The organism is Streptomyces sp. NPDC002156 (assembly GCF_053593675.1).
Map to the genome: position 1 here is coordinate 1 of NZ_JBSFDA010000312.1, position 5426 is coordinate 5426.

Below are 5426 nucleotides of genomic sequence, written 5' to 3' on the forward strand. Positions count from 1 at the left end.
GCCTTTGAGTGCCGGTCCAGGTCATCCCAGCCCGTCCGGCGTTTGAGGACGAGGCCGTTCAGGCCGATAGCGGGGGTCTGGGGGCGGCAGCCCCCAGGTCCGGCGGCCACACCGACCTACCTGCCTGACGTCAACGCCGCCCGCTCAAGCCCCAGTTCCCCAGCCAGCGCCGCGTCCACCCACTGCTCGGCTCGCGCACGCGACACCCCCTCGTACGCCGTCATCTGGACCGCCAGCCCGTCCAGCAGCGCCGTGAGTCGTAGTGCCGTGCCCGTGGGGTCGGGGCACTCGAACTCGCCGGCGGCGACACCCTCCGCGATGACCTCGGTGATCGCGGCCTTCCAGCGCCGGTCCAGGTCCCCGGCGACCTCCCGCAGCGCGGGGTCGCGCAGGGACACCGCCCACCCCTCGATCCACAGCCGCCAGCCCTTGGCCTGACCCGTCGGCGCGTACCAGCGCACCGCGGATCGCAGTCGGCGCAGGGCAGGGGAGCGGCGTCCGAGGAGTTTGCCCAGGTGGGTGAGGTCGGCCTCGGCCGCGTACCGGAACGCGGCGGCGACCAGCTTCTCCTTGGTCGAGAAGTGGTACAGCACCAGCGCGTTGCTCACCCCGAGGGCGGCGGCCACGTCGGCGATCCTGACCGCCGCCACGCCCCGCACCTCGATCTGTTCGATGGCGGCCCGCAGCAAATCCTCGCGCCGCTCGGCCACGCTCAACCGCACTCTTGCCACGCGGCCACAGTAATCCGTCACCGGACACGATGTCGGGGCAGGTCCGTCAATGCCTGTAAATCCCCGCCAATGTGGCCGGTTCGCAGGGAAGCCCCTCAGGACGCCCCGCCGGACACCGTCACCGGTACCACCCGAACCGCTCCGCGATCACCGGCAGCCGCTCCTCCACGATCGCGTGTGCCGCCGCCCGGGGAGTCGTCCCGTCGGTCTCCGCGCGCGCGAGCACCTGATCGATCAGGGCGCGCATCGAGCGCCGGGTGTACGCGAACGCCTCCTCCGGTTCCGCGCCGATGTCCCCGAACAGCGTCCACCACCACCAGGCGTTCGTCCCGGAGTTGACGACCACGTCCGGCAGTACGACGATGCCGCGCGCGGCGAGCAGCTCCTCGGCCTCCGGCAGTACGGGCATGTTGGCGGCCTCGACAACCCAACGCGCGGTGATCCGCTCCTGGTTCCCGGTGTCGACGGCGTACGAGACCGCAGCCGGCACCAGCACCTCCGCGGGCACGGACAGCCAGGCCTCGCCCGGCAGTTCGCGGTCCTCGGGGCGCAGCACCGCGCGGTCCACGGTTCCGTACGAGTCGCGGGCCGTGAGCAGTGTCTCGATGTCGAGTCCGGCCGGGTTGGCGATCGTGCCCTTGATGTCGGAGACGGCCACCACCGTGAGTCCCGCGCGCGTGAGGAAGCGTGCCGTGGCCCCGCCCATCGTGCCGAGCCCCTGTACGGCGACGCGCGTACCGGCGTACGGCACCTCGGCCCGGTCGAGTGCCGCGAGTACGGACTCCGCGACCCCGCAGCCGCCGACCAGCTCGTCGAGCCCGATGCCGTCCACCTCGACCGCGAACGCGTCGGCGAGCCGCGCGCGGGCCGCGCTCTCGTCGTCCAGCAGCGGATAGACCGCCTGGATCGACGACACGAGCCCGGCCTCGGCCGCCGCCCGGTCGACGAGATCCTGGGTGAGGCCCAGGTCCTCGCCCGTGGTCCACACGCTCTCGACGTACGGTCGCATCGCGCGCAGATAGCGCACCAGCAGGTCGTACGCCCCAGGGTCCTGGGGGTCGCAGTCGACTCCGCCCTTGGCGCCGCCCAGGGGGATGTAGCGGCCCTCGGGGTTGTAGTGCAGGGCTTCCTTCATGGTCATGCCCCGGGCGAGTCCGGCGACCTCGTCCAGGGTGCAGCCCTCGCGCATCCGCAGTCCGCCGCTGGACACGCCCCGCACCAGTCTGTCCACGACGAGGAAGCCCTGGCGGCCGGTGAGGTGATCGGTCCAGGTGAGGGAGAGCAGGGGAGCGCCCTGAGGGGTAACCATGCGGGCAATATACTGACTCGCCGTTCAGTTGCGCGCCGCCGTGCACCCTCGGCTCCGCGCGCCTTGCCCGTCGCGTGCACCACCTGTGTCCGGGCGGTCGCTCTTCGTCGCCCCGGAATCGATTCGCCGTCCCGAGCGTTGGAGTTTCCTTGGAAAGACCCGGCCGACGCCCGCGCGACGCCGGAGTGTCAGAGGTGGCGACCATAATGGAATGCCTGACCGACTCCACCTGGAGGTACCGTGACCGGATTCCCCTCTCCGAGCCCCCGGCTGCGCGCGCTGCGGCCCGCCGCCTTCGGCGCGGACCCGAGCGGGGAGCGCCTGGCACGGATCCGCAGATCGCCCCACTTCGCGGACGGCGTCTTCCAGAACCCGCCGGGTACGCCCCGGCCGGACGGCGCCATGCTCGAGTTCGCGAAGTCCTCCCTGCGCAAGGAGGACCGGGTCCGCCGCGCCCCGGCCGGCACGGTGCCGGTGCACGCCACGACGCTCGCCGACCTCGCCAAGCCCCCGGTCACCGGTCTCCGGCTGACCTGGATGGGCCACTCCAGCGTGCTCACCGAGATCGACGGACAGCGGGTGCTCTTCGACCCCGTCTGGGGCGAGCGCTGTTCGCCGTTCGCCTTCGCCGGGCCCAAGCGGCTGCATCCGGTGCCCCTGCCGCTGGCCGCGCTCGGCCCGGTCGACGTCGTCGTCATCTCGCACGACCACTACGACCATCTGGACATGCCCACGATCAAGGCGCTGGCCGACACGGACACCCTGTTCGCGGTCCCGCTCGGCGTCGGTGCCCATCTGGAGCGGTGGGGCGTCTCCGCCGACCGGCTGCGCGAGCTGGACTGGCACGAGTCGACGAAGGTCGGCGGCCTCACCCTGACCGCCACCCCGGCCCGCCACTTCTGCGGCCGGGGACTGCGCAACACCCAGCACACCCTGTGGGCCTCCTGGGTCGTCGAGGGCGCGGAGCACCGCGTCTACCACAGCGGCGACACCGGGTACTTCGAGGGCTTCCGGGACATCGGCGCCGACCACGGCCCGTTCGACGCCACGATGATCCAGATCGGGGCCTACAGCGAGTTCTGGCCCGACATCCACATGACCCCGGAGGAGGGCATGCGCGCCCACCTCGACATCCAGGGCGGGACGCCGAGCGGGCTGATGCTGCCGATCCACTGGGGCACCTTCAACCTGGCGGCGCACGCGTGGTCGGACCCAGGCGAGGGCACGATCGCCGCCGCCCGCAAGGCCGGGGCGCGGATCGGGCTGCCGCACCCGGGCGAGCCCTTCGAACCCACGGCCGAGACCGTCCCCTCGGAGCCCTGGTGGCGGGGCGTGGCCCTGACCCCGCCGGGCGGCTGGCCGACGCTCGACGCCGACGGGCCGTCCGATGCCCGTCGTACGGCCGATATCACTCGTACGGCTGATGTGGATGACGCCCCGACCGACACGGCCGGTGACATTCAGGGGGGTGCTGCCGACGGCAGCGGCGAGCCCAAGGCGGTTTCCGCGGGCTGACGACGACGGGCGAAAACGGACGACTGTCGGACAGTCGTACGGGCGGCGAGGGCCGGGGAGCAGGTGACTCCCCGGCCCTCGCCGTCTTTTCGTGACCGGTCCTGACCAGTGCTGATCGATTCAGTGGGTCGGGGGAACGTGCGTCCGGGGTGATTGTCGGTCTGCCGTGCGAGGTTTCATACCAGAGCGGCGCGGTGTCCGGGGCAGTTTGTCAACTGCCCACCGCACATGTTGCGTTGGCGACTACTGTGAGTGGCCGCCGGGCGACACAGGGCTGGTTTCTTCGATTCTTCGGCTCCCGACCGGCACCGCGATGGCGCACGCCCGAGTCGCGCAGACGCGCGATCCCCAGGTCCCGACGCACCAGTACGAGGACGAAGATGTCTCACCTCCGAGCACCGGCCCCCCGCGCAGACCGCCGTGAGGGCGGGCGGCACGGTCGGCCGGTCGCCCGTACCGTCCCCTCGCTGCCCGAGACCCACATACGGCCGCAGCTCATGCGGCTCGCCGTGCTGCCGCCGCTCGCGGTCGCCCTCAGCGCCTGCGCCGCCGTCCTGTTCATCGTCCGCTCCGCCGGGGTGCGGCCCACCCTCACCCTGTTCGCCGTGCTCGCCGGCGCGTTCGCGGTCGCCCTAGGGGGCATCGTGATCGCGCTGGTGGCCGCCGACCGCGCCGCCAGATCCGTGCAAGAACGCCTAGGCGCTCTGCGCCGCACCAGCGCCCGCGGCGAGGCCGACCTGCGCGCCCTCGTCGAGGCGCTGCGGCGCGGCGACGCACCACCGGCCCGCAGGACACGCGGTGTGCCCGCGGCCGACGCCGACGACTTCGAACTCCTCGGCGCCGACCTCGCCCGTGCCCACGACGGTGCCGTCACCGCCGTCGTCCAGGCCTCGCAGCTCTCCAGCCAGGCGGGCAGCGAACAGAAGGTCGAGGTCTTCGTCAACCTCGCCCGGCGCCTGCAGTCGCTCGTGCACCGCGAGATCTCCATCCTCGACGAGCTGGAACACGAGATCGAGGACCCCGACCTCCTCAAGGGCCTCTTCCACGTCGACCACCTCGCGACCCGCATCCGGCGGCACGCCGAGAACCTCGCCGTGCTCGGCGGCGCCGTCTCCCGCCGCCAGTGGAGCAACCCGGTCTCCATGACGGAGGTGCTCCGCTCGGCCATCGCGGAGGTCGAGCAGTACTCGCGGGTCAAGCTCGTGCCCCCGATCGACGGCACCCTGCGCGGCCACGCCGTCGCCGACGTCATCCACCTCCTCGCCGAACTCGTCGAGAACGCCACCGTGTTCTCCGCCCCGCACACCCAGGTGCTGCTGCGCGCCAACCTCGTCACCTCGGGGCTCGCCATCGAGGTGGAGGACCGTGGACTGGGGATGCCGGTGGGGGAACAGCACAAGATGAACACGCTGCTCACCGACCCCGACCAGGTCAATGTCGCCAGCCTGCTCCAGGACGGCCGCATCGGACTCTTCGTGGTCTCGCAGCTCGCCCGTCGGCACGGCATCCACGTCCGCCTCCAGACCAACATCTACGGGGGCGTACAGGCCGTACTCGTCGTGCCCCAGGGGCTGTTGGGCACGGACACGCCCCCGGGCGGATCCGGGGGCGTACCGCAGCCCCGGCCCAAGGACCCTGTTCAGACCACAGCCCAGGAGACCGGCGGTATGCGGCGGGTGGCCGAGCCGCCCCGGCAGCGTCCGTCGGCCGCCGGCCACGAGGGACGGCCGTCGGCGCCCGGAACTCCCGGCCCGGGCACACCGTCCGCCGGTTCGGCGCGCCGACGCCCGGAGGCGGCCCGGGCACCATGACGACGATCCTTCAACTCCGCCCTCGGACGGCCGTGCGTGCGGCGGCGCTGGTGGACGTAC

3 protein-coding genes and 1 pseudogene are annotated in these 5426 nt (G+C 72.2%); 2 read left to right on the forward strand and 2 right to left on the reverse strand.

Annotated elements, in window-relative coordinates; translation table 11 throughout:
• Window positions 1-116: 116 nt before the first annotated feature.
• Window positions 117-731: a TetR/AcrR family transcriptional regulator gene (locus ACWCRB_RS48845; protein ID WP_451002224.1), complete on the reverse strand. Its 615-nt coding sequence runs from the start codon at window positions 729-731 to the stop codon at window positions 117-119.
• A 118-nt stretch (window positions 732-849) separates the two neighbouring features.
• Window positions 850-2040 (reverse strand): Glu/Leu/Phe/Val dehydrogenase dimerization domain-containing protein, encoded by a 1191-nt coding sequence (locus tag ACWCRB_RS48850; protein ID WP_451002225.1) that lies wholly within the window; start codon window positions 2038-2040, stop codon window positions 850-852.
• 240 nt (window positions 2041-2280) lie between these two features.
• Here ACWCRB_RS48850 and ACWCRB_RS48855 point away from each other — a divergent pair, with 240 nt between their 5' ends.
• Window positions 2281-3555 (forward strand): MBL fold metallo-hydrolase, encoded by a 1275-nt coding sequence (locus tag ACWCRB_RS48855; protein ID WP_451002226.1) that lies wholly within the window; start codon window positions 2281-2283, stop codon window positions 3553-3555.
• 380 nt (window positions 3556-3935) lie between these two features.
• Window positions 3936-5148: pseudogene (locus tag ACWCRB_RS48860) on the forward strand (sensor histidine kinase); the annotation flags it as partial.
• Between the last annotated feature and the right edge of the window lie 278 nt (window positions 5149-5426).

Coding starts and splice junctions, on each gene's coding strand:
- ACWCRB_RS48850 (WP_451002225.1), bottom strand. CDS start 2,040: ATGGTTACCCCTCAGGGCGCTCCCCTGCTCTCCCTCACCTGGACCGAT.